Here is a 24,987-nt window from a genome sequence, read left to right on the forward strand (position 1 = left end):
GGGGAGCTGGGCACAAGAGTAGCTGGGGATTGGGGTTTGTCTGCTATTCAGGTCGTGAATGACCCACGCCCCCGAAAAACACACAAAACCCTGTAGGAGCTGTCGAATGAAACGAGGCTGCGATCTTTTGATTTTGCTTTTAAGAACAAGATCAAAAGATCGCAGCCTCGTTTCACTCGACAGCTCCTACAGAGACCGTGTCAGACCTGGGCGGTACGCAGTTTTTCGCTACGGCCGCGCAGCCATTCCAGGGTCAGCAGCAGGATCACCGAGAAGGCAATCAGCAACGTCGCCGCCGCCGCGATGGTCGGACTGAGGTTTTCGCGGATACCGCTGAACATCTGCCTTGGCAGGGTCGCTTGCTCAGGACCGGCAAGGAACAGCGTCACCACCACTTCATCGAATGAGGTGGCGAAGGCAAACAGCGCACCGGAAATCACGCCCGGCGCAATCAACGGCAAGGTCACCCGCCGGAACGCGGTCAGCGGCGAAGCCCCAAGGCTGGCAGCGGCCCGTACCAGGTTCTGGTTGAACCCCTGCAAGGTCGCCGACACCGTGATGATCACAAACGGCACACCCAACACCGCATGCACCACGATCAACGAGAAAAAGCTGTTGCCCAATCCCAGCGGCGCAAAGAACAGATAACTCGCCACACCAATGATGACCACCGGCACCACCATCGGCGAAATCACCAGCGCCATCACCAGTGGCTTACCCGGGAAATCACCGCGGGTCAGGCCGATCGCCGCCAACGTGCCAAAGATCATCGCCAGCACCGTCGCCGCGGGGGCCACGATCATGCTGTTCTTCAACGAACGCATCCATTCCGCCGAAGCAAAAAAGTCCTCGTACCACTGCAACGAGAAGCCTTGCAGCGGATAGACCAGAAAACTCCCCGAGTTGAACGACAGCGGAATGATCACCAGCACCGGCAGGATCAGGAACAACAGAATCAAGCCGCAGAGAATCCGCAAGCTGTAGAACCACACCCGTTCGATGGGCGACATGTAAGGACTCAGCATTTCATTCTCCCCTTAGCTCAGACGCAGGCGACTGGCGCCCACCAGCCGGCTGTAAATCAGATAAAGCACCACGGTCGCCAGCAGCAACAGCCCACCGAGCGCGGTCGCCATGCCCCAGTTGATGCTGGTGTTGGTGTAGAAGGCGACGAAATAACTGACCATCTGATCGTTCGGGCTGCCCAGCAACGCCGGGGTGATGTAGTAGCCGATGGCGAGGATGAACACCAACAGGCAACCGGCGCCGACACCGGCATAGGTTTGCGGGAAATACACCCGCCAGAAACTGGCGAACGGGTGGCAACCGAGGGAAATCGCCGCGCGCATGTAAGTCGGCGAGATGCCTTTCATTACGCTGTAGATCGGCAGAATCATGAATGGCAGCAGGATGTGCACCATCGAGATATAAACCCCGGTGCGGTTGAACACCAGTTCCAGCGGCTTATCGATAATGCCCATGGCCATCAGCCCGCTGTTGATCAAACCGCCCGACTGTAGCAACACGATCCACGCAGCGACCCGTACCAGAATCGAGGTCCAGAATGGCAACAGCACCAGAATCATCAACAGGTTGCTTTGCCGCGATGGCAGGTTCGCCAGCAGGTAGGCCAGTGGATAGGCCAGCACCAGGCAGATCACGGTGATGATCAGGCCCATCCAGAAGGTCCGGGCAAAGATATCGAGGTAGATCGCCTGATCGGGGGTGGCCGGGGCCAGCTCACCGAGGTCGTCGATACGATGATCGACAGCGGCCAGCAGGTAATAAGGCGTCACATTACTGGTATTGCGGCGCACGACCTGCCAATAGGCTGGATCACCCCAACGCTCGTCCAGCGCTTCGAGCGCTTCCTTATAGGACGTCGGCTCGGTGGCGAACGGCAAGGCGCGTGCGGTTTTGGTCAGCAGGCTGCGGTAGCCGGCCAACTCCATGTTCAAGCGCTTGGACAAGTCACCCAAGGTCTGATTCTTGCGGGCTTCGGCGAGGTCTTCGCTGGCGGCCTTATACACAGGCTCTGCCGGCAGGCCTCGGCCATCCCAGCTGGCGATGGCCGCCACGGTGCGTGGCATGGCGCCGACCACTTCGGGGTTACCGACGCTTTTGTAGAGCAGCGCCACGATCGGCACCAGGAACACCAGCAACAGAAACAGCACCAACGGCGCGATCAAGGCTTGAGCTTTCCAGCGGTTGATCCGCTCGGCGTGCTTGAGCCGCTGCTTCAAGGTGGGGTCAGTGCCCGCGTTCACGGGAACGGCGATAGCCATGGCGTACTCCGGAAATCTTTGGATGGGCGGCATCACCCAGAGTGATGCCGCATTGCATCAATGTTCTTGAAACAGCCTCCGGCCCCTGTAGGAGCTGGCGCAGCCTGCGATCTTTTGTCGGGCCTGAGAACGTCGAAGATCAAGATCAAAAGATCGCAGCCTTCGGCAGCTCCTACAGGATTTGCGTGCGCCCCATGAATCAGGGGTGTACATGGTCCCTGTAGGAGCTGGCGCAGCCTGCGATCTTTTGGCGGGCCTGAGACCGCTGAAGATCAGGATCAAAAGATCGCAGCCTTCGGCAGCTCCTACTTGGCAGCCCAGGAATTGAAGCGCTGTTCCAGTTGCTCGCCGTTGTCAGCCCAGAAGCTGACGTCGATCTGCACCTGGTTGGCGATGTTTTCCGGGGTGGTCGGCATGTCTTTCAGGACATCCTTGGCCAGCAACGGCACGGCTTGGGTGTTGGCCGGGCCGTAGGCGATGTTTTCCGAGTAGGTTTTCTGTTGCTGCGGTTGTACGGTGAATGCGATGAATTTTTTCGCCGCTTCGGCGCGCTTGGCGTCCAGACCTTTCGGGATGGCCCATGCGTCGAAGTCGTAGATACCGCCGTTCCACACCACTTTCAGGTTGCTTTCTTTCTGTACCGCCGCGATCCGGCCGTTGTAGGCCGAGCTCATGACCACATCACCGGAGGCGAGGTATTGCGGCGGTTGAGCGCCGGCTTCCCACCACTGAATGCTCGGCTTGAGCTCATCGAGCTTCTTGAACGCACGGTCCTGACCATCCTTGCCGGCCAGCACTTTGTAGACGTCTTTCGGCGCAACACCATCGGCCATCAAGGCGAATTCCAGGGTGTACTTGGCGCCTTTACGCAAGCCGCGCTTGCCCGGGAATTTCTTGGTGTCCCAGAAATCGACCCAACTGGTCGGAGCGGTTTTCAGCTTGTCGGCGTTGTAGGCCAGCACGGTCGACCACACGAAGAAGCCCACGCCGCACGGCTGGATAGCGCCCTTGACGTAGTCTTCGGACTTGCCAAACAGCGCAGGGTCGAGTTGCTCGAACATGTCTTCATCGCAACCACGGGACAATTCCGGCGATTCAACTTCCACCAGGTCCCAGGACACGCTCTTGGTGTCGACCATGGCTTTGACCTTGGCCATCTCGCCGTTGTACTCGCCCGCCACGATCTTGCCGTTGCCCGCCGCTTCCCACGGTGCGTAGAAGGCTTTGACCTGCGCCGCCTTGTTCGCCCCGCCAAAGGACACCACGGTCAGGTCCGGGCCCGCCGCCATCGCGTGTGCCGCACCCATCATGCCCACGACCAGGGCGGTGAATTTCAGGGATCTCAACATTTATTGTTCTCTCCACGTGCAGGGTTGGTGTTGGTGTAGCCGGGGCGATCAATGCGCCTCTAAAAGTGGGTCGAGCGCGCGAACGTGTTCGACCTGCCAGCCAAGCGGTACCACGTCGCCGACAGCGAGCGCGGGATCGAGCTCGGCAATCGGTTGTTTCACGAAGAAGTCGGTCTTGCCGCAGACTTCCAGACGAACCCGGACGTGGTCGCCCAGATAGATGAATTCCGCCACCCGCCCCGAGAAGCGGTTGACGCAGGACTCGCTCGAACCATTGAGGCTCACGCGTTCCGGGCGAATCGACAGAGTGACGGGGTCGCCGGTCTTGCCGACATTGACCGCCAGGGCTTCAACCTTTTCACCGCGACCGAGTTCGACGACGCAACGGTCGCCGGTATGGCTGTGCAAGCGACCATTGAGACGGTTGTTCTCGCCGATGAAGTTGGCGACGAAGGTGTTTTTCGGTTCTTCATAGAGGGAGCGCGGTGGTGCGATCTGCTGGATCTCGCCCTGGTGGAACACCGCCACACGGTCAGACATGGTGAGGGCTTCGCCCTGGTCGTGGGTCACGTAGACCACGGTCACACCGAGGCGCTGGTGCAGGTGTTTGATTTCCATCTGCATGTGTTCGCGCAGTTGTTTGTCCAGTGCGCCGAGAGGTTCGTCCATCAGCACCAGTTGCGGTTCGAACACCAACGCACGGGCCAAGGCCACACGCTGTTGCTGGCCGCCGGACAGTTGCGCCGGATAACGCTGGGCGAAGGTGTCGAGCTGAACCATGCTCAAAACACGTTTGACCCGGTCACTGACATCATTCTTGTTCAAACCGCGCACGGTCAGCGGGAACGCCAGGTTCTCGGCGACCGTCATGTGCGGGAACAACGCGTAGTTCTGGAACACCATCCCGATGTCGCGTTTATGCGGCGGCACGTTGTTGATGGAGCGCCCGGCCAGCTGAATTTCCCCGGCGGTCGGCGTTTCGAAACCGGCGAGCATCATCAGACTGGTGGTCTTGCCGGAGCCGGACGGCCCGAGCAAGGTGAGGAATTCGCCTTTGCGAATATCCAGGTTGAGGTCTTTGACGATCAGGTTCTCGCCGTCGTAGCTCTTTTGCACTCCACGAAAGCTGACCAGAATATCGCTGGCCCCTGCGCTTGAATCAACCTGGCTCATACCCACACCTTTGTTATTGATGACTGCTGTGGACTAAGCCTAGTGGACGCTGGGAGCGGCGCAAATCGGGGCGCAGGAGAGAATCGCCTCAGCCGGATGGAAGGTTGGGGGTAGGGATTGCCCTACAAGGATGGCGGGGATGGATATGTCGATTCGGGATCGCGACAGGCGGTGAGCTGTAAGCCGCAAGAACAGGCAAAAGCGGCTTGATGTGCATGTCGCAAATGGACATGCCTACACGGTCCTTGTAGGAGCTGCCGAAGGCTGCGATCTTTTGGCGGCATCAAGATCGCCGAAGATCAAGATCAAAAGATCGCAGCCTGCGGCAGCTCCTACGGGTGATCGTGAACAGTTTTCAGAGGAGCTTGTGTTCCATCGCGTACTTCACCAGTTCGGCCAGGGAGGTGATGTTGAGTTTCTGCATCAGTCGCGCCTTGTGGGTGCTGATGGTTTTGCTGCTCAGGGCCAGTTGCTGGGCGATGTCGTTGACGTTGGCGCCTTGGGCCAAACGTTCGAATACCGAGAATTCACGCTCCGACAGCAATGAGTGCAATGGCCGCGAATCCGTCAGGCCGACTTCGAAGACCATCCGGTCAGCCAGGTCCGGGTCGATGTATCGCCCACCCGCCGCGACTTTGCGGATTGCCGTCAGCAGCAATGCCGGATCGCTGTCCTTGGTCGCATAACCTGCAGCGCCGACCTTCAACGCTCGAGCGGCCATTTGTGCTTCGTCGTGCATCGACAACACAAGGATCGCCGGGGGATTGTTCAAGGCGCGAATTCGCGGGATCGCTTCCAGGCCGTTGACCCCGGGCATGGAGATATCCAGCAACACCACTTCGCAGGGAACATGGCGCAAGGTCTCGAGCAACTGCTCGCCATTGCTCGCCTCCCCTACCACCAGCAAGTCCTTGGCCAGGCCGATCAATTGCTTGATGCCTTCGCGAACGATGGTGTGGTCTTCGGCTACCAGTACACGGATCACTTGCCTCTCCTCAAAAATTGCCTTGTCGCCGAAAAGATCGCAGCCTTCGGCAGCTCCTACAGGGGTACGCGTTCGGCGTAGGAGCTGCCGAAGGCTGCGATCTTTTAGGGGTCCAACGGCACTCGCACGCTCAGGGTCGTACCCTCCCCTGGCTCACTCTCAAGCGATAACTGCCCGCCCATGATCAACACTCGCTCACGCATGCCGACCACTCCAAAGGATGTCGGCCTGCCAGTGGCGGCGACAAATCCTACGCCATCATCGCTGACAGTCAGGCAGAGTTCATCGCCCTCAAGGACCAGCGTCAGTTCAACAGTATGCGCCTGGGCGTGGCGCATGACATTGGTCAGCGCTTCCTGAAGGATCCGGAACAGCCCGATGGCCTTGGCATCGCTGAGCACCGGCAAGTTATCCGGCACTTGCACCAGACACGGGATCTGCGTGCGTGCCTCGAACCGTCGGGCCTGCCATTCAATGGCCGAGGCAATCCCGGCATCGAGAATCGGCGGCCGTAGCGCCGTGGCCACATCGCGCACCAGTTGAAACAGCTGAGCAATCAGCCGCTTCATGCTGTTCAAGCGCTCGTGCAGACCCGGATCGAGCTGGGCGTAGGCCAATTCACACATGGACGTTTCCAACTTCAACACGGTCAGCATCTGACCCAATTCGTCGTGAACTTCCCGGGCGATGCGGGCCTTTTCCTCTTCCCGAACACTCTCCAGGTGGGCGGACAACTCGCGCAGTTGCTCGCGGGAGCTGGCCAGTTCCAGTTCGATGCGCTTGCTCTCGGTGATGTCCCAGACGATCCCGTCCCAGACATAGGCGCCGTCATCGAGGCGGCGAGTGATGGCCTTGATCTCGGCCCAGCGCTGTTCGCCCTGACGGGTCAGAATCCGGCCCTGCCACGACCAGTCACTATCGGTGTCCAGCGCGTGATCCTGAGTCTGGTGATAACTGGCCCTGTCGTCCGGATGCACCAGACTGCGCAGGCCTTTGTCGCGATGGGCCAGCGTCGCGGGCGAGTAGCCCACCAGGCTCTCGCTGCCTTCACTGATGTAGGCAAAGTCGATTTGCCCGGTCACCGGCGCGCGCTCCAGACGAAAGACCAGGCCGGGGACGTTGGCGGCGATCCCTTGCAGGCGCGCTTCGCTTTCCTGCAACGCGGCCAGGGCGCGACGACGCTCGGTGACGTCATTGAGGTAAACCACCAGGTATTCGCCATCGCGAAAACGCAAGAAGCTCAACGAAACATCCGCCGGCAGGATACTGCCGTCCGCTCGCACGCAATGGGTCTCGAAACTTTGCGGCGCGTCGTCACTGGTCCGGGCGCGTTTCCACAGGCTCAGCCAGCGGTCCATGTGCAAGCCGGGCTCGAAGTCGATCAATGGCCGATCAATGATCCCGCCCACCGGGTAGCCGAGCATGGTTTCAGCCGCCCGGTTGGCATAGCGCACATGGCTGTCCCAGTTGACCCAGAGGATGCCGACGGTGCTCTGATCGATGGAAAACTGCGTGAGGCGCAAGGCCTCTTCGCTGGCCTCGCGCAGGGCAATGTCTTCGCGCGCCGCCAGCAATCGTTGCTCCAGACTGTGTTGCTGACGGCGCTGCCAGAACACAATGGCCATGCTGCTCAGCAGCAACACCACCAAGAGCAGGCAGAGGTTTTGCCAGAAACCCGGCGACTCGGACAGCCGCGGATACTTGGGTTGCACCCATTGATTGTGCAGTTGCTCCAGATCCTTGGCCGGGATCGCCCGCAACGCGCTTTCGACGATGCCGGCCAACTCCGGCCAGTCCCGGCGCGTGGCCACTCGCAGCAGTTGCGGGAACCCGATATCGCCCACCACCACCAACCCGGAGAACTCGGGCTCGGCAGACAGACGCCCGAACTGCGCTTCATCGACTACGGCGTAACCGGCCTGCTGACTCAACAACAGTTGCAGCGCCTGGCGCTCCAGAGGCACGCCCTGCAAGTTCAGATGGGGATAATTGCTGCGCAGATAATCGGCGGTGACGCTGGGCATGCGCACGGCAACGCGGGTCTGGCTGTCGAGTTTTTCCAGTTCTACCGCCCCGGTGCTTTTCTGGTCGCTGACCACCAGTTGCGACACCCGCATGTAAGGGTCGGAAAATTGCCAGAGCCGCAAACCCACGGGGGTTTGCGTCAGGCCTGGCGCGATATCGATGTCGCCTTCACGGGCGGCGGCTTCCAGTTGCGCAAGATCGGGATAATTACGCCAGCTCAGTTCGATCTTGAGCGCCTTGGCCAGCCACTTCATCAGCTCGATATTAACCCCGGACAGGCGCTGCAAGCGGCGATCGTATTGGGCATAAGGCGTTTGCAACACCACTCCGACCCGCAACTCGCCATGCTGCGCCAGCCATTGCTGTTGCGCTGGCAACAGCTGCACGACGTGCGCCGGTGGCGCGGGCGCCGCCCAGCCCATCAAGGGAAACCACAAACAGCCGATAACCCACAGGCAGCGAAAATGCATCATCGAAGTCTCACACACTGACAAATACTGACCAACCCATTAGGCTGCCGGAATAACTTCTGGCCTGGAATATCCGATGCCCCCTGTCTACCGCCTGGCACTGCCAGCATTGTGCCTGTCGTTGATCCTGCCTTGCGCGTTTTCCGTCGAAGCGGCTGACCCGGCACCTGCCGCCGCGGAAAAACCCGCAGAAGAAAAACCGGTTGAACGCCAGCCGCTGCTTGAGCGTAGTCAGGAAGAAGCGGCAGCACTTGAGCGAAAAATCCCTGCGCAGGAACAGCAACAACTGCAAGCCGGCACCGACAGCTTCCTCGCCTTGTGGAAACCGGCCAATACCGCCGACCCCAAAGGCGCGGTGATTATCATCCCGGGCGCCGGCGAAACCGTTGACTGGCCGCAAGCGATCAGCCCATTGCGCCGTAAATTGCCGGACGCCGAGTGGAGCAGCCTGAGTATCACCTTGCCGGACCTGCAAAGCGACGCCATTGCGCCACGCATCGTCGAAGTGGCGCCAGCGCCCAAAACGCCTGATGCCGGCAGCAAAGACGCGACGACTGCGGCGCCCATCGAACAGGCGGCCGGCGGCGAAGCGGAGGTGACCGACAAGGCCATCGTCGAAACCACCGAAGAACACGCCAAAGCTGACGCCGAGCGAATCTTCGCGCGCATCGATGCCGCCATCGCCTACGCCGAACAGCAAAGCGCTCGCAGTATCGTCGTGCTGGGACATGGTACCGGCGCCTACTGGGCCGCGCGTTATCTGAGCGAGAAGCAGCCATCGCAAGTCGAGAAATTCGTGATGATTGCCGCCCAGACGCCTGTTACAGCAAAACCGGGACTGGCTGAGCTCACACCCACCTTGAAGCTGCCTGCCGCAGACATCTTCTATATGGATAAGCCGGTGGATCGTAACGCGGCGCTGGAACGTTTGCAGGCCAGCAAGCGCTTGAAAACTTCGGGGTTCAGTCAGGTGTCGCTCAAGGCTTTGCCGGGGAATGCCAAGGCCGAGCAAGAGCAGTTGGTGCGGCGGGTGCGCGGGTGGTTGAATCCGCAGCCGGCGGCGGACTGATAGACCGAGGCGCTGCCATCGCGAGCAGGCTCGCTCCCACAGTGGATCTTCAGCGAACATAAATTCTATGTCCGGCGAAAATCAAATGTAGGAGCGAGCCTGCTCGCGATGGCGCTATCAGAGACAACACAACTCTGCTGCTCTAACGAAAATCCCGCCGCTCACGAATCAACGTATAGGCATTGTGCAATTCACGAGTCTTGTCCGTGGCCTCACGAACCTGCAACGCCGTCGCACCGCTGCCGGCAATCTTGTCCGGATGATGCCGACTGAGCAGGCGTCGATAGGCGTGCTTGATCTGTGCCGGCTCACTTGTGGCAGACACTCCCAACAGTCGCAAGGCATCCTGATACGTGATCGCGCTAGTGACCAACGGTCGCTTCTGCGGCTCGTAATCGCTGGCCAGCGCCTGCACTTGATGCGACGTCCAGCCGAGCCATTTGCCCCACTGGGCAATCAGCTCGCGCTCATTGCTACCGGCGCGACCATCCGCCCAGACCATCCGCCAACAGGCACGCAACACCCCTTCCGCCGCATGGGGTTGAGCACTCAGGCGTCGCAGATAACCGCGCAACCGGTCGTGTCCCGACTTACCGCGATTGAATGCTGCAATCGCCCGACGTTGTGCCGACTCGGTCATTTCCAGCGAACGCATTTCCTGCCGCGCCTGCTGAATGTGGCCATCCACTACCCGTCCATCGCTCTTGGCCAATCGGCCTAGCAACACGAACAGCAGCTCATCGTTGCGCAGCACCGAGCGACCACCGAACTTCTCCCATAAATGCGCCCAGCTTTGCAGGTGCAAGCGCCGATCCAGCGCCTGCCCCAATAAAGCGCCGAGCATGGCCCCCGGAATGCTGGCTATAGCAAAGCCCGCTCCGGCTCCAATCAGAGTCCCTGGCCACAACATGTCAGCGTCTCGCTTCTATCAGAGTGTCTACTTCAGCCAGGCGCTCGTGGGTGCCGACATCCACCCAATGCCCATTCAGGCGTTCACCGGTCACTTGCCCGTCAGCCATGGCTTTGCGCAGCAGCGGCGCAAGTTTGAAGGCGCCGGCCGAGCACCCGTCAAACAGTTGCGGGTGCAGCACAGCGATGCCACTGTAGGTCAAGGTTGATGCATCCGGCCGACCGTCCTGCACATGGCCATCGACCAAAGTGAAGTCCCCACTGGGGTGATGCGCCGGGTTGTCCGCCAATACCAGATGAGCGAGCCCGGCGATGGGCTGATGCAACACGCTGAAATCGTAGTCGGTCCAGATGTCACCGTTGACCACCACAAAGGCCTCGTCACCCAACAACGGCAACGCACGGAAAATGCCGCCACCGGTCTCCAGCGGCTCACCTTCCGCCGAATACTGGATGCTCACGCCGTACCGCGAACCATCGCCCAGATAATCTTCGATCTGCTGACCTAGCCAGGCATGGTTGATCACGATCTCGCTAAACCCTGCAGCCGCCAAGGCGCGCAGGTGATATTCGATCAGGGGCACTCCGCCAGCGCGAACCAGTGGTTTTGGCGTGGTCAGGGTCAGCGGACGCATGCGCTCGCCTTTACCCGCGGCCAGAATCATTGCCTTCATGCAGTCGCTCCAGCACGCAGACTGGCCAGCAATTCACCTAGCTCCGCCAGCTCAGGGCGACGGGCGATGACGGCGTCTATATAAGCAAAGAAGCGCGGAACGTCGCCGAGGTAGCGCGGCTTGCCGTCGCGATGGCAGATACGGGCGAAGATGCCGATGACTTTCAGGTGCCGTTGCACGCCCATCAGGTCGCTGGCGCGCAAGAAGTCTTCAAAGTCTGGCTGAACCGGGATGTCGAGCGCGCCGGCCTGCTGCCAGTAGTCTTCCAGCCAGCCACGCACGCGCTCTTCAGGCCAACTGAGAAAAGCGTCCTTGAACAGGCAGGTCACGTCATAGGTCACCGGCCCGTAGACCGCGTCCTGGAAATCCAGCACGCCGGGATTCGGTTCGCTGAGCATCAGATTGCGCGGCATGTAGTCGCGATGCACCAGGACTTTGGGCTGAGCCAGAGCGCTGTCGATCAGCAGGTCGCTGACCTGCTGCCAAAGTGTTTGTTGCGCCGAGTCGAACTCGATGCCCAGTTCGCGCTTCACGTACCACTCGGGGAACAGTTCCAGCTCGCGACGCAGCAGCGCCACGTCATAACTCGGCAGCGGCGCCACCATTGGCAACTGTTGGAAAGCCAACAGCGCTTGCAGGGCATCCTTGAACAAATCATCGGCGTTTTCGCTGTCGATCACGTCCAGATAAGTCTTGTTGCCCAGGTCATTGAGCAAAAGAAAACCGCGCTCGAGGTCTTCGGCATAAATTTTCGGCACGTTTATTCCGGATTTCGCCAGCAGAAAAGCGATATCCACGAAGGGTTTGCAGTTTTCCTGGGGCGGCGGCGCGTCCATCACGACGAAACTTCTGCCTGCGCCTTCCCAGCGGAAATAGCGCCGAAAGCTCGCGTCGCTACTGGCCGCAGTCAACGTGGCCGGGGGCACGGTGCCCCAACCTTGTTCTGCAAAGAGGATAGCCAACTGTTCATCGAGCCAAACTTTCAGGTGTTGCAAACGTACATCTTGGTCAGGCATTGCAAGGGTCTCCGACGGCGCTAGCCGTCAAGCGGGTCATGCTTTATTATCCAGCATCTTTTTCAGACCATCGAGAGGCGTGCGGCCCACACCGCGGGCAGATGGCACGCAGGAAGCCCGGACTAATAAGATGGCATTGAAATCCCCCGCGTTTCGTAAAAAATTTCCGTTGTTGGTTACCGGCAGTCTGCTGGCCCTGCAACCTCTAGCCACTTCGTTCGTGGTCGCTGCGGAACAGTATGACTGCTCAGTCTCTGCTTCGGGTGCCTGGGACTGTGCGCCAAAGGCACCGGCCGCTGCATTGCCGCCACGCCCCGTCCATGATGGCAGCGCAGTTTCCGCCACTGGCGAAGCCGCGGCAGACACCAGCTCCAGCGCAGATACTGGCGCCAAACCCGTGCTGGTTACGGAGTCCAAGGGTCGCGGCTTGAAGTCGCGTAGTGAAGACTACAGCCACCTCGACTGGGTTCCGCGCGAGAAGCTCACCGCAGCGCAATTGGCCGAAACCGGTCCTTACTGCTCTGGTTCCTATATCGAACCGATTCGTCCTGGCATGAATGACAAGACGAGTAAAAGTGACGCTCCGACCTTTCTCGGTGCCAAAGCCTCTCGCTATAAGCAGGATGAGCAGGTCGCTACTCTGGCCGGTGACGTCGTTATGCGTCAGGGCAGCATGCAGGTAGAAGCCGACGAAGCGAACCTGTACCAGGCCGAGAGCCGTGGCGAACTGAGCGGCAACGTGCGTGTTCGCGACAACGGCGCACTGATCGTGGGCGACCACGCCGACGTGCAGCTCGACACGGGTGAAGCCAAAGTCGACAACGCTGAATACGTGATGCACAAATCGCGTATCCGCGGTAACGCGCTATATGCCAAACGGGCCGAGAACGCGATCATCCGCCTCAAGGATGGTACGTACACCACGTGTGAACCGGACAGCAACGCCTGGCAGCTCAAGGGCAACAACATCACGTTGAACCCGGCGACCGGTTTCGGTACTGCGACCAACGTGACGCTGCGGGTCAAGGACATTCCGGTTCTGTACACGCCGTACATCTACTTCCCGATCGACGACCGTCGTCAGTCCGGCTTCCTGCCACCGACCATTGGCACCGGCAGCGATACCGGCTTCCTGCTGGTCACCCCGTACTACTTCAACCTGGCACCGAACTACGATGCCACGTTGTACCCGCGCTATATGAGCAAGCGCGGCCTGTTGATGGAAGGCGAGTTCCGCTACCTGACCAAGTCCAGCGAAGGTCAGTTCGGCGCCGCGTACCTCAACGACGAGAACGACGATCGCAAGCTGCAGACTGACTACGAAAAAACCCGCTACATGTACAACTGGCAGCACAAGGGTGGCCTGGACTCGCGCGTATTGACTCAGGTCGATTACACCAAGATCAGCGATCCGTATTACTTCCAGGATTTGCAGACTGATCAGATTGGTGTGAAAAGTGCCGATTTCGTGAATCAGCAAGGTTCTGTCACCTATCGTGGCGACAGCTACACCGCTCGTTTGAATGCCCAGGCTTATCAGCTGGCGACCGTTTCGAACATCACGCCTTATGATCGTTTGCCGCAGATCACCTTCAATGGGCAGCTGCCGTATCATCCGGAAGGTTTGAACTTCGATTACGAGACCGAGATCGTTCGCTTTGATCGCGACTTGAAGAGTGGAGCATTCGTCCAGGAGGACGGGATTACCACCGAGCCACGTCTGGATAACAACATCTTTGGTCTGGCACGCGCCAACGGCGACCGTTTGAATCTCAAACCAGGTGTCAGTCTGCCGCTGAACTGGACGTATGGCTTCCTCAAGCCATCGCTCAAGTACCAGTACACGCAGTATCAACTGGATCTGGACGGCAGGGGCAAAAGCGACATTGCTTCGCAAAGCGCGGAGCAGGACAGGGTCAACGGCACGTTCAGCAGCAACCAGAACCGTGGAGTACCGATCGCCAGCATCGACAGCGGCCTGTACTTTGACCGCAACACTTCCTGGTTCGGAAAAAACTACCGTCAGACCCTGGAACCGCGCCTGTTCTATCTCTATGTACCTGAGACAGACCAGGAAGACATTCCGGTATTCGACACTAGCGAATACACCTTCAACTACGCCTCGCTGTTCCGCGACAACCGCTTCTCCGGCTCCGACCGTGTCGGCGACGAGAACAAGCTGTCGCTGGGCGTGACCAACCGCTGGATTGAAGATAACGGCTTCGAACGTCAACGCATCAGTGTCGGCCAAGCCTTGTACTTCAAGGACCGCGAAGTACAGTTGCCAGGTATCGATGCGAAAACCCGCGACGATGCAAAATCCAGTGTTTCGCCTTATGCGCTGGAATACGAATACCGCTGGAACCGCGATTGGCGCACCACCGCCGATTACAACTGGGACCCGGACAGCCGCAGCCCTCGCTCGGGTAGCGCGATGTTCCACTACCAGCCTGAAGACAACCCGAACAAGGTCATCAACGCCGGTTATCGCTATCGCAATGACCAGGTCCGTTATGACCAGAACACCGGTAAATGGTCGGTAGGCGGCGGTGACTACGGTACTCCGGGCACTCCTGGCTATGTGAAGGACTACTACAAGATCAAGCAGCACGACTTCTCGGTGATCTGGCCGATCGTGCCGCAGTGGAACGCCATCAGCCGCTGGCAGTATGACTACAACCGCAACCGTACTCTGGAAGCCTTCGGTGGTTTCGAATACGACAACTGCTGCTGGAAATTGCGCCTGATCAACCGTTACTGGGTCAGCTATGACGAGTTCAGTCAGAACGCCCCGGAAAACGAAAAAGGCGACCACGGCGTCTTCCTCCAAATTGTTCTGAAGGGACTCGGCGGCCTCACTGGCGCCAAGGTAGAGAGCTTCCTCGACAAAGGCATCCAAGGTTATCGTGAACGTGAAGACCAAGCTTTCTGATTGTCTGCGCCCGCTGATGCTGGGCGCGCTGTTCCTGGGTACCGCGGCCAACGCCGCGGTACAGTCCATCGATAAAGTGGTGGCTATCGTCGACAACGACGTGGTCATGCAGAGCCAACTGGACCAGCGTGTTCACGAAGTTCAGCAAACCATCGCCAAACGCGGGGCTGCCGTACCGCCTGCCGGCGTGCTGGATCAGCAGGTGCTCGAGCGTCTGATCGTCGAAAACCTGCAACTGCAGATCGGCGAGCGTTCCGGCATTCGCATTACCGATGAAGAACTGAACCAGGCTGTCGGCACCATTGCCCAGCGCAACAACATGTCGATTGAACAATTCCGCTCCGCTTTGTCTCGCGACGGCCTGTCTTATGACGACGCTCGTGACCAGATCCGCCGCGAAATGATCATCAGCCGTGTGCGTCAGCGCCGTGTAGCTGAACGCATCCAGGTGTCCGAGCAGGAGGTGAAGAACTTCCTGGCGTCCGACCTGGGCAAGATGCAGCTGTCCGAAGAGTTCCGTCTGGCCAACATCCTGATTCCTACGCCGGAAAGCGCCAACTCCGACGCGATTCAGAATGCAGCCAAACAAGCCGACGCGGTTTACCAGCAACTCAAGCAAGGCGCTGACTTCGGTCAGTTGGCAATCGCCAAATCCGCCAGCGAAACCGCACTGGAAGGCGGCGACATGGGCTGGCGTAAAGCTGCTCAACTGCCACCTCCGTTCGATCGCCTGCTGAGCACCATGGCTGTTGGCGACATTACCCAGCCTATGCGTACCCCGGGCGGCTTCATCATTCTGAAGATCCTCGACAAGCGTGGCGGCGAAGCCCAGGTGCGTGACGAAGTGCATGTGCGTCACATCCTGGTCAAACCAAGCCCGATCCGCGACGAAGCAAAAACCAAGGCTCTGGCTGATTCGCTCTATTCCCGTATCGAAGCGGGCGAAGATTTCGGCGAGCTGGCGAAAAGCTTCTCGGAAGACCCGGGTTCCGCCCTCAACGGCGGCGATCTGAACTGGATCGACCCGAATGCATTGGTGCCGGAATTCCGCGAAGTGATGGCCAAGACCCCACAAGGTCAGCTGTCCAAGCCGTTCCAGACTCAATATGGCTGGCACGTTCTGGAAGTCCTTGGCCGCCGCGCCACCGACAGCACCAGCCAGGCACGCGAACAGCAAGCGATGACCGTACTGCGTAACCGCAAATACGATGAAGAGCTGCAAACCTGGCTGCGTCAGATCCGTGACGAAGCGTATGTAGAAATCAAGCTTCCTGGTGCAGACCAGGCAACGCAGTGAAACCCAAGCGTTTCGCGTTGACCCCCGGCGAACCGGCCGGCATAGGTCCCGACCTGTGCCTGCTGCTCGCCTCGCAAGCTCAGCCACACCCTCTGATTGCCATTACCAGCCGCGACCTGCTCATCGAGCGGGCCGCGCAGTTGGGCGTGGTTGTTGATCTGCTGTCGGTAACGCCGGACAGCTGGCCGGATTCTCCCGCACCGGCCAACAGCCTGTATGTGTGGGATACGCCGCTTAACACCAAGGTCATCGCCGGGCAACTGGACAAAGCCAATGCGGCTTTCGTTCTGGAAACCCTGACGCGTGCTGGCCAGGGCTGCCTGGACGGGCATTTCGCCGGCATGATCACCGCCCCAGTGCACAAAGGTGTGATCAATGAATCCGGAATCGCCTTTTCCGGGCACACGGAATTTCTCGCTGACCTGACTCATACCGCGCAAGTGGTGATGATGCTCGCCACCCGCGGCTTGCGCGTAGCGCTGGTTACTACTCACCTGCCCCTTCGCGAGATTGCTGATGCAATCACGCCGGAGCGTCTGGAACGGGTCACGCGGATCCTGTACGCCGACCTGCAAGAAAAATTCGGCATCGCCCAGCCACGCATCCTGGTTTGCGGTCTCAACCCGCATGCCGGTGAAGGCGGTCACCTGGGCCATGAAGAAATCGACATCATCGAACCCACATTAGAGCGCCTGCGCGGCGAGGGCATGGACCTTCGCGGTCCCCTGCCCGCCGACACTCTGTTTACCCCCAAATATCTGGAGCACTGCGACGCGGTGCTGGCGATGTACCACGATCAGGGCCTGCCCGTGCTGAAATACAAAGGCTTCGGCGCGGCAGTCAACGTGACCCTTGGCTTGCCGATCATCCGCACTTCGGTCGACCATGGCACCGCCCTGGATCTGGCCGGCAGCGGCAAAATTGATACCGGCAGCCTGCAAGTCGCCCTGGAAACCGCCTATCAGATGGCCGAGACCCGTTTATGACCGAGCATTACCAACACCGGGCGCGCAAGCGCTTCGGCCAGAACTTCCTGCACGATGCCGGCGTTATCGATCGCATCCTGCGTTCCATTCACGCCAAACCCGAAGACCGTCTGCTGGAAATCGGCCCGGGCCAGGGCGCATTGACCGAAGGCCTGCTCAACAGCGGCGCCCAACTGGACGTGGTGGAGCTGGACAAGGACCTGATCCCGATCCTCAACCAGCAGTTCGCCAGCAAGAGCAATTTCCACCTGCATCAGGGTGACGCGCTGAAGTTCGACTTCAACAGCCTGAACGCCGCGCCGAACAGCCTGCGAGTGGTCGGCAACCTGCCGTACAACATCTCTACACCGCTGATTTTTCATCTGCTACACAACGCAAGCCTGATTCGTGACATGCACTTCATGCTGCAAAAAGAAGTGGTCGAACGTCTGGCGGCGGGGCCTGGTGGCGGTGACTGGGGTCGCCTGTCGATCATGGTTCAGTACCATTGCCGGGTCGAACATCTATTCAACGTCGGCCCGGGCGCATTCAATCCGCCGCCGAAAGTCGACTCGGCCATCGTGCGCCTGGTGCCTCACGCGGTACTGCCGCATCCAGCCAAAGATCACAAACTGCTGGAGCGCGTCGTGCGCGAAGCCTTCAACCAGCGCCGTAAAACCCTGCGCAACACGCTGAAATTGTTGCTGAGCAACGCTGAAATCGAAGCCGCCGGCGTCGATGGCAGCCTACGCCCCGAGCAGCTCGATCTGGCGGCCTTCGTTCGCCTGGCCGACAAGCTCAGCGAACAAGTCCTACACAAGCCTGCCACCGACTGAAAGGCGATGAGCGCTATCGGGTAGGACGCCACTCTGGTTTACTACCCGATACTTGGCCTAGACTGAGTTCTATCAGCTATGCCCCGCGTCCCGCTTCGTTTCTAAGGCCTTTTGCATGTCCGATCCTCGTTATCAGGTCGACGTCAGCGTCGTCACCCGCTATCTGGCAGAACAATCGCAACCCGAGCAAAATCGCTTTGCCTTCGCCTACACCATCACCGTGCAGAACAATGGCGAGTTACCGGCCAAGCTGCTGTCGCGGCATTGGGTGATCACCGACGGTGACGGGCATGTCGAGGAGGTTCGTGGTGCAGGCGTCGTCGGCCAACAGCCGTTGATCGACGTGGGCAAGAGCCACACCTACAGCAGCGGCACTGTCATGACGTCCAAAGTCGGTACGATGCAGGGCACTTATGAGATGGTCGCCGACGACGGTAAACACTTCGACGCCGTCATCGCTCCGTTTCGCTTGGCAGTACCCGGAGCCCTGCACTGATGGCGACGTATGCAGTCGGCGATTTGCAAGGCTGCCTTAAGCCGCTGCAATGCCTGCTCAAGCAAGTCGCTTTCGACCCGGCAAAGGATCGCTTGTGGCTGGTGGGTGACCTCATCAACCGTGGCCCACAGTCGCTGGAGACCTTGCGCTTCCTTTATAGCATCCGCGAATCGCTGGTGTGCGTACTCGGCAACCACGACCTGCACTTGCTGGCGGTCGGGCAAAACATCGAACGCCTGAAGAAGGCCGACACGCTTCGCGAGATTCTTGAAGCACCCGATTGCGGGGAGCTTCTGGAGTGGGTTCGGCAACAAAAGCTCATGCATTACGACGAGCAGCGCGATATCGCCCTGGTCCATGCCGGCATCCCGCCGCAATGGTCGCTGCGCAAAGCCTTGAAGTGCGCCGCCGAAGTCGAAGACGCCCTGCACGATGACAATCGCTTCGCGCCTTACCTTGACGGCATGTATGGCAATGAACCGGTGAAATGGGACAACGATCTCAAAGGCGCGGCTCGCCTGAGAGTCATCACCAACTATTTCACCCGGATGCGTTTTTGCACCAGCGACGGCAAACTCGACCTCAAGGGCAAGGAAGGCATCGACACCGCACCGCCGGGTTATGCGCCATGGTTTGCCCACAAGGAGCGCAAGACCAAAGGCCTGAAGATCATCTTCGGCCACTGGGCGGCGCTCGAAGGCCAGTGCAACGAGCCAGGTCTGTTTGCGCTCGACACCGGTTGCGTCTGGGGTGGCGCCATGACCCTGATGAACGTCGACACCGGTGAGCGCCTGCAATGTAAATGCGACGCCCGAGGTAATACCCGGCCGCCAGTCGCCGCCTCTATCCCCGAACAAACGTCAGCCAGCGCCCCGCGCTAGACTGCGCTTTCAGCCGAGCCACAGGAGCCCGCCATGAGCGAATTCAAACGTATCCCCCCAGAACAGGCCCAGGCCCTGCGCGAACAAGGCGCGGTGGTGGTCGATGTCCGTGACCCGGCAACGTTTGCCGCACTGCACATCGCCGGTTCGAAGCATCTGGACAATCATTCTCTGCATGCTTTCATTCAGGGCGCTGACCTGGACGCGCCGACGGTAGTGGTCTGCTATCACGGCAATTCCAGCCAGGGCGCTGCTGCCTATCTAGTCAGCCAAGGCTTCTCCGACGTCTATAGCATGGATGGCGGTTTCGAGTTGTGGCGTACGACCTATCCTTCGGAAACGGCGCAAGGCACTTCCGAATAATTTTTTTCAATGCGCGCAAGCCCCGGTCCCCGCGGGCTAGCGCGGTGACAGACGAACGGTCTGCCACAACTTATTACGCATCTTGCATTTACCTTCCGAATTCCCAACTATCCTTAAGCGCAGGCCATCCAAAACAGGGGAGAGCCGGTACACCGGCGCGCGGGTCATCGGGAGTAGCTTTCGGAGTCGTCAGCTCCGAGAGAGTTCTGGGGGGTAAACAGCAACTGCCTGTTCGGTTGCTGCCAGCATCGACTGAGTGATCCGGCGTCGGCTCCACGTATCGAGCGAGGTGACGTCATGAGTATCTTTAGCCACTTCCAACAACGCTTCGAGTCCACGCGCCAGGAAGAACTCTCTCTGCAGGAGTACCTGGAGCTGTGCAAAAAGGACCGCAGCGCCTACGTTTCCGCCGCCGAGCGTCTCTTGCTGGCCATCGGAGAACCGGAGCTGCTCGACACCTCGACCAATTCGAGGCTGTCGCGAATTTTTTCCAACAAGGTGATCCGCCGCTATCCGGCCTTTGAAGACTTCCATGGGATGGAAGAATGCATCGACCAGATCGTGTCGTATTTCCGCCATGCGGCCCAGGGTCTGGAAGAGAAGAAACAGATCCTCTACCTGCTCGGCCCTGTCGGTGGCGGTAAGTCGTCCCTGGCCGAAAAGCTCAAACAACTGATCGAGAAAGTGCCCTTCTACGCAATCAAGGGCTCGCCGGTTTTCGAGTCGCCTTTGGGTCTGTTCAACGCCACCGAAGATGGCGCGATCCTCGAGGAAGACTTCGGCATTCCCCGGCGCTATCTCAATACCATCATGTCGCCATGGGCCACCAAGCGCCTGGCCGAATTCGGCGGTGACATCAGCCAGTTCCGCGTAGTGAAACTCTATCCGTCGATCCTCAACCAGATCGCGGTGGCGAAAACCGAGCCGGGAGATGAAAACAACCAGGACATCTCGGCACTGGTGGGCAAGGTCGATATTCGCAAACTGGAAGAGTTCCCGCAGAACGACGCTGATGCCTATAGCTACTCGGGGGCGCTGTGCCGGGCCAACCAAGGCTTGATGGAGTTCGTCGAAATGTTCAAGGCACCGATCAAGGTGCTGCACCCATTGCTGACGGCCACCCAGGAAGGCAACTACAACAGTACCGAAGGTTTGGGGGCGATTCCGTTTACCGGGATCCTGCTGGCTCACTCCAACGAGTCGGAATGGCACACCTTCCGCAACAACAAAAACAACGAAGCATTCATCGACCGGATCTATATCGTCAAAGTGCCGTACTGCCTGCGCGTCAGCGACGAGGTGAAGATCTACGACAAGCTTCTGTTCAACAGCTCGCTGGCCAAGGCCCATTGCGCGCCCGATACCCTGAAAATGCTCGCACAATTCACCGTACTCTCGCGCCTCAAGGAGCCGGAAAACTCCAACATCTATTCCAAGATGCGCGTGTATGACGGCGAAAACCTCAAGGACACCGATCCGAAGGCCAAGTCGATCCAGGAATACCGCGACGCTGCGGGTGTCGACGAAGGCATGAACGGTCTGTCGACCCGCTTCGCCTTCAAGATTCTGTCGAAGGTCTTCAACTTCGATCCGCACGAAATCGCCGCCAACCCGGTACATCTGCTTTACGTACTGGAACAGCAGATCGAACAGGAACAGTTCCAGGCCGAGACCCGGGAACGCTATCTGCGCTTCTTGAAAGAGTACCTGGCGCCGCGTTATATCGAGTTCATCGGCAAGGAGATCCAGACTGCCTACCTCGAATCTTACAGCGAGTACGGCCAGAACATCTTCGATCGCTACGTGCTGTACGCCGACTTCTGGATTCAGGATCAGGAATACCGCGATCCGGAAACCGGCGAGATCCTCAACCGCGTAGCCCTGAACGAAGAACTGGAGAAGATCGAAAAACCGGCTGGCATCAGCAATCCGAAGGATTTCCGCAACGAAATCGTCAACTTCGTACTGCGCGCCCGAGCCAATAACAACGGCAAGAACCCAACCTGGCTCAGCTACGAAAAACTGCGGGTGGTCATCGAGAAGAAAATGTTCTCCAACACCGAGGATTTGCTGCCGGTCATCAGCTTCAACGCCAAGGCCAGCAAAGAGGACCAGCAGAAGCACAATGACTTCGTCACACGGATGGTCGAGCGGGGCTACACCGACAAACAGGTACGACTGCTGTCCGAGTGGTACTTGCGGGTCAGAAAATCACAGTAACCCGCTGCCGGTCAGACCGGTTGTCGTTAGCCCGAGGCCTGTTTACGCTTTTTCTGTTACACAGGCCTCTGGAGGTGTCCGAAATGCGGTAGCGAGGTTCAGGCAGCATCAAAGCGCTTGAGGGGAGCGTGTACACCCTCCGGCACTGGCCTTATGCTGCGTTAACGCTCGCCCCTTTCAGGACAGCTTCTAAGGAGCAGTCATGAGCTATGTGATCGACCGACGTCTCAATGGCAAGAACAAGAGCACGGTGAACCGTCAGCGGTTTCTGCGGCGCTACCGTGATCACATCAAAAAGGCTGTCGAAGAGGCGGTCAGCCGGCGCTCCATTACCGATATGGAACACGGCGAGCAGATCAGCATTCCCGGCCGCGACATCGACGAGCCGGTGCTTCACCACGGTCGTGGCGGCAAGCAAACCATCGTGCACCCCGGCAACAAGGAATTCACCAGCGGCGAGCACATTGCCCGTCCGCCGGGAGGTGGCGGCGGCAGAGGCCCCGGCAAGGCCGGCAACACGGGTGAAGGGATGGACGAGTTCGTCTTCCAGATTACCCAGGAGGAATTCCTCGAATTCATGTTCGAGGACCTTGAACTGCCTAACCTGGTAAAACGCCACCTGACCGGCACCGACACTTTCAAGACCGTACGCGCCGGTATCAGCAACGAGGGCAACCCGTCACGGATCAACATTATCCGCACGCTGCGTTCGGCCCATGCCCGACGCATCGCCTTGTCCGGCAGCAGCCGGGCGAAATTGCGCGAAGTCAAAGAGGAACTGCTGCGACTTAAACGGGAAGAACCGGACAACTTCGGCGATATCCAGGATCTCGAAGCAGAAATCGAGAAGCTCAGCGCGCGCATTCACCGAGTGCCGTTTCTCGACACCTTCGACCTCAAGTACAACCTGCTGATCAAGCAGCCGAACCCCAGTTCCAAAGCCGTAATGTTCTGCTTGATGGACGTGTCCGGCTCCATGACCCAGGCGACCAAGGACATCGCCAAACGCTTCTTCATCCTGCTGTACCTGTTCCTCAAGCGCAACTACGACAAAATCGACGTCGTGTTCATCCGCCACCACACCAGCGCCCGTGAAGTGGATGAGGAGGAGTTTTTCTATTCCCGGGAAACCGGCGGCACGATAGTCTCCAGCGCCCTGAAACTGATGCAAGAGATTATGGCCGAGCGTTATCCGAGCAACGAATGGAATATCTATGCCGCCCAGGCGTCCGACGGTGACAACTGGAATGATGATTCGCCGATCTGCCGCGACATCCTGATCAATCAGATCATGCCGTTCGTGCAGTACTACACTTATGTTGAGATTACCCCGCGCGAACACCAGGCCTTGTGGTTCGAGTACGAACGCATCGCCGAAGCCTTCTCTGACACTTTTGCCCAGCAGCAACTGGTCTCGGCCGGGGATATCTATCCGGTCTTTCGTGAACTCTTCCAGCGCAGGTTAGTGACATGACCGCCAAAGAGCAGAAGCGCCAACCCATTTCCACCGGCTCCGAATGGACATTCGAGCTGATCCAGGCCTACGACCGCGAAATCAGTCGTCTCGCGGCCCGCTACGCGCTGGATACGTATCCCAACCAGATCGAAGTGATCACTGCCGAGCAGATGATGGACGCCTATGCCTCTGTCGGCATGCCCTTGGGTTATCACCATTGGTCCTATGGCAAACACTTCCTCAGCACCGAAAAATCCTACAGTCGCGGCCAGATGGGGCTGGCCTACGAGATTGTGATCAACTCGGACCCCTGCATTGCCTATCTGATGGAAGAAAACACCATCTGCATGCAAGCGCTGGTGGTGGCTCACGCCTGCTATGGCCATAACAGTTTCTTCAAAGGCAACTACCTGTTCCGCACCTGGACCGACGCCAGTTCGATCATCGATTACCTGGTGTTCGCCAAGCAGTACATCATGCAGTGCGAAGAACGCCACGGCATCGACGCGGTAGAGGACTTGCTCGACTCCTGCCATGCGCTGATGAATTACGGGGTAGACCGGTACAAACGCCCGTATCCGATTTCCGCCGAAGAAGAACGCCGTCGGCAGAAGGATCGGGAAGAGCATCTGCAGAAGCAGATCAACGATTTGTGGCGGACCATTCCAAAAGGCGCGGACAAGTACAGCGACAAGGACAATGCACGCTTCCCCGCCGAACCTCAGGAAAACATCCTGTATTTCATCGAAAAACACGCACCGTTGTTGGAGCCCTGGCAGCGCGAAATTGTGCGGATCGTACGCAAGATCGCCCAGTATTTTTATCCACAGCGTCAGACCCAGGTGATGAACGAAGGTTGGGCCACCTTCTGGCATTACACGCTGATGAACGACCTGTACGACGAAGGCCTGGTCACCGATGGTTTCATGATGGAGTTCCTGACGTCCCATACCAGCGTGGTCTTCCAGCCCGGTTTCGACAGCCCCTATTACAGCGGCATCAACCCCTACACCCTGGGTTTTGCCATGTATCGCGATATCCGCCGGATATGCGAACACCCCACCGAAGAGGACTATCGCTGGTTTCCGGAAATCGCCGGAACCGACTGGCTGTCCAGCATCAAATTCGCCATGAGCAGCTTCAAGGACGAGAGTTTCATCCTGCAGTACCTGTCACCCAAGGTGATCCGCGACCTCAAGCTGTTCAGCATCCTCGATGACGATCAGAAGGACGATCTGCTGGTTCCGGCGATACACGACGAAGACGGCTATCGAACCATTCGTGAAACCCTGGCGGCGCAATACAACCTGGGCAATCGCGAACCCAACATACAGATCTACAGCATCGACCGACGTGGCGACCGCTCCCTGACCTTGCGCCACCAACAACACGACCGCAAACCGCTGGGCGATTCCACTGATGAAGTGCTCAAGCACCTGCACCGCCTCTGGGGCTTCGACATCCACCTGGAAACCCTGCAAGGGGATCAGGTGATGAAAACTCACCATGTTCCGCCCAGAAGCGAGCATGGCGAGGGGGATTACGGCCGGCTGGACTTGGCAGTCATTCATCTTTGATCCTGTTTT

The 24,987-nt window shown here is 58.9% G+C and carries 20 protein-coding genes; 11 read left to right on the forward strand and 9 right to left on the reverse strand.

What is annotated here, in order from left to right; all coding sequences use genetic code 11:
- Positions 1 to 200 precede the first annotated feature (200 nt).
- The 6 genes from ACZ89R_RS15035 to ACZ89R_RS15060 form a co-directional block, all read right to left on the reverse strand.
- Complete coding sequence (locus ACZ89R_RS15035) at positions 201 to 1,025, reverse strand: ABC transporter permease (protein WP_429545382.1); 825 nt, start codon at positions 1,023 to 1,025, stop codon at positions 201 to 203.
- Between the two features lie 12 nt (positions 1,026 to 1,037).
- Positions 1,038 to 2,285 carry an ABC transporter permease gene (locus tag ACZ89R_RS15040; RefSeq protein WP_123497414.1) on the reverse strand — a complete coding sequence of 416 codons (1,248 nt, stop codon included), beginning with the start codon at positions 2,283 to 2,285 and terminating at the stop codon, positions 1,038 to 1,040.
- A 305-nt stretch (positions 2,286 to 2,590) separates the two neighbouring features.
- Positions 2,591 to 3,634: an ABC transporter substrate-binding protein gene (locus ACZ89R_RS15045; RefSeq protein WP_429545381.1), complete on the reverse strand. Its 1,044-nt coding sequence runs from the start codon at positions 3,632 to 3,634 to the stop codon at positions 2,591 to 2,593.
- Positions 3,635 to 3,682: 48 nt separating this feature from the next.
- Positions 3,683 to 4,807 carry an ABC transporter ATP-binding protein gene (locus ACZ89R_RS15050; RefSeq protein WP_123497410.1) on the reverse strand — a complete coding sequence of 375 codons (1,125 nt, stop codon included), beginning with the start codon at positions 4,805 to 4,807 and terminating at the stop codon, positions 3,683 to 3,685.
- 355 nt (positions 4,808 to 5,162) lie between these two features.
- A complete protein-coding gene (locus ACZ89R_RS15055) occupies positions 5,163 to 5,792 on the reverse strand; it encodes a response regulator (RefSeq protein ID WP_003210977.1) in 630 nt (209 codons plus the stop codon).
- A gap of 104 nt (positions 5,793 to 5,896) precedes the next feature.
- Positions 5,897 to 8,290 carry a PAS domain-containing sensor histidine kinase gene (locus tag ACZ89R_RS15060; RefSeq protein WP_429545380.1) on the reverse strand — a complete coding sequence of 798 codons (2,394 nt, stop codon included), beginning with the start codon at positions 8,288 to 8,290 and terminating at the stop codon, positions 5,897 to 5,899.
- Positions 8,291 to 8,363: 73 nt separating this feature from the next.
- Between ACZ89R_RS15060 and ACZ89R_RS15065 the strand changes: the two genes are divergently transcribed.
- Positions 8,364 to 9,356: an alpha/beta hydrolase family protein gene (locus ACZ89R_RS15065; RefSeq protein WP_429545379.1), complete on the forward strand. Its 993-nt coding sequence runs from the start codon at positions 8,364 to 8,366 to the stop codon at positions 9,354 to 9,356.
- A gap of 142 nt (positions 9,357 to 9,498) precedes the next feature.
- Here the strand turns inward: ACZ89R_RS15065 and ACZ89R_RS15070 are convergent, their stop codons facing one another.
- The 3 genes from ACZ89R_RS15070 to ACZ89R_RS15080 are packed head-to-tail and all read right to left on the reverse strand — an operon-like array spanning position 9,499 to position 11,955.
- Positions 9,499 to 10,266, reverse strand: coding sequence for a TerB family tellurite resistance protein (locus tag ACZ89R_RS15070; protein ID WP_123497404.1), 768 nt, complete (start codon positions 10,264 to 10,266; stop codon positions 9,499 to 9,501).
- Position 10,267: 1 nt separating this feature from the next.
- Positions 10,268 to 10,939, reverse strand: a complete 672-nt coding sequence (gene murU, locus ACZ89R_RS15075; protein ID WP_429430057.1) for an N-acetylmuramate alpha-1-phosphate uridylyltransferase MurU — start codon at positions 10,937 to 10,939, stop codon at positions 10,268 to 10,270.
- Positions 10,936 to 11,955 (reverse strand): aminoglycoside phosphotransferase family protein, encoded by a 1,020-nt coding sequence (locus ACZ89R_RS15080; RefSeq protein ID WP_429545378.1) that lies wholly within the window; start codon positions 11,953 to 11,955, stop codon positions 10,936 to 10,938. The genes murU and ACZ89R_RS15080 overlap by 4 nt, the downstream gene beginning before the upstream one ends.
- Positions 11,956 to 12,085: 130 nt before the next feature.
- Between ACZ89R_RS15080 and ACZ89R_RS15085 the strand changes: the two genes are divergently transcribed.
- From ACZ89R_RS15085 to ACZ89R_RS15130, 10 genes are all read left to right on the forward strand, one after another.
- Positions 12,086 to 14,887, forward strand: a complete 2,802-nt coding sequence (locus ACZ89R_RS15085) for an LPS-assembly protein LptD (protein WP_429545377.1) — start codon at positions 12,086 to 12,088, stop codon at positions 14,885 to 14,887.
- On the forward strand, positions 14,868 to 16,184 hold the full coding sequence (gene surA, locus ACZ89R_RS15090) for a peptidylprolyl isomerase SurA (protein WP_429375952.1): 1,317 nt from the start codon (positions 14,868 to 14,870) through the stop codon (positions 16,182 to 16,184). Before ACZ89R_RS15085 ends, surA begins: the two co-directional genes overlap by 20 nt.
- A complete protein-coding gene (gene pdxA / locus ACZ89R_RS15095; RefSeq protein ID WP_429545376.1) occupies positions 16,181 to 17,170 on the forward strand; it encodes a 4-hydroxythreonine-4-phosphate dehydrogenase PdxA in 990 nt (329 codons plus the stop codon). The genes surA and pdxA overlap by 4 nt, the downstream gene beginning before the upstream one ends.
- Positions 17,167 to 17,985 (forward strand): 16S rRNA (adenine(1518)-N(6)/adenine(1519)-N(6))-dimethyltransferase RsmA, encoded by an 819-nt coding sequence (gene rsmA, locus ACZ89R_RS15100; RefSeq protein WP_008067426.1) that lies wholly within the window; start codon positions 17,167 to 17,169, stop codon positions 17,983 to 17,985. The genes pdxA and rsmA overlap by 4 nt, the downstream gene beginning before the upstream one ends.
- 115 nt (positions 17,986 to 18,100) lie before the next feature.
- Complete coding sequence (gene apaG / locus ACZ89R_RS15105; protein ID WP_123497395.1) at positions 18,101 to 18,481, forward strand: Co2+/Mg2+ efflux protein ApaG; 381 nt, start codon at positions 18,101 to 18,103, stop codon at positions 18,479 to 18,481.
- Entirely contained in the window at positions 18,481 to 19,362 is an 882-nt protein-coding gene (locus tag ACZ89R_RS15110; RefSeq protein ID WP_429545375.1) for a symmetrical bis(5'-nucleosyl)-tetraphosphatase, read from the forward strand. The genes apaG and ACZ89R_RS15110 overlap by 1 nt, the downstream gene beginning before the upstream one ends.
- 33 nt (positions 19,363 to 19,395) lie before the next feature.
- Positions 19,396 to 19,725, forward strand: coding sequence for a thiosulfate sulfurtransferase GlpE (glpE, locus tag ACZ89R_RS15115; protein WP_007904261.1), 330 nt, complete (start codon positions 19,396 to 19,398; stop codon positions 19,723 to 19,725).
- 297 nt (positions 19,726 to 20,022) lie between these two features.
- Complete coding sequence (locus tag ACZ89R_RS15120) at positions 20,023 to 21,945, forward strand: PrkA family serine protein kinase (protein ID WP_007904259.1); 1,923 nt, start codon at positions 20,023 to 20,025, stop codon at positions 21,943 to 21,945.
- A 202-nt stretch (positions 21,946 to 22,147) separates the two neighbouring features.
- Entirely contained in the window at positions 22,148 to 23,419 is a 1,272-nt protein-coding gene (locus ACZ89R_RS15125) for a YeaH/YhbH family protein (RefSeq protein ID WP_192344792.1), read from the forward strand.
- On the forward strand, positions 23,416 to 24,978 hold the full coding sequence (locus ACZ89R_RS15130; RefSeq protein ID WP_007904256.1) for a SpoVR family protein: 1,563 nt from the start codon (positions 23,416 to 23,418) through the stop codon (positions 24,976 to 24,978). The genes ACZ89R_RS15125 and ACZ89R_RS15130 overlap by 4 nt, the downstream gene beginning before the upstream one ends.
- Positions 24,979 to 24,987 lie beyond the last annotated feature (9 nt).

It is taken from the genome of Pseudomonas sp. TE3728 (assembly GCF_056279145.1).